This window comes from Streptomyces beijiangensis, from assembly GCF_017315755.1.
Lineage (GTDB): Bacteria > Actinomycetota > Actinomycetes > Streptomycetales > Streptomycetaceae > Streptomyces > Streptomyces beijiangensis.
In genome coordinates, this window is record NZ_JAFLRJ010001610.1 from 1 (window position 1) to 209 (window position 209).

The 209-nt window shown below is 70.8% G+C and carries 1 pseudogene; it reads left to right on the forward strand.

Annotation, left to right across the window (positions count from 1 at the left end):
• A pseudogene (locus J0695_RS42895) lies at nt 1–209 on the forward strand (mechanosensitive ion channel family protein); the annotation flags it as partial.

Consider the following 209-nt stretch of genomic DNA (forward strand, 5'->3'; position numbering starts at 1 on the left):
GCGACATCCTGCGCGAGTGCCCGGCCTGGGACGGCCGCGCCTACAACCTGACCGTCGTGGAGACCACACCCAGCACCATCCAGGTGCGGGCCCTGGTGACGGCCAAGGACGCCGGCGACATCTGGACGGTACGGGTCGAGGTCCGCGAGCAGATGATCCGCTGGCTGGCCGAGCAGCATCCCTACGCCCTGCCCCGGATCAGCACCGCC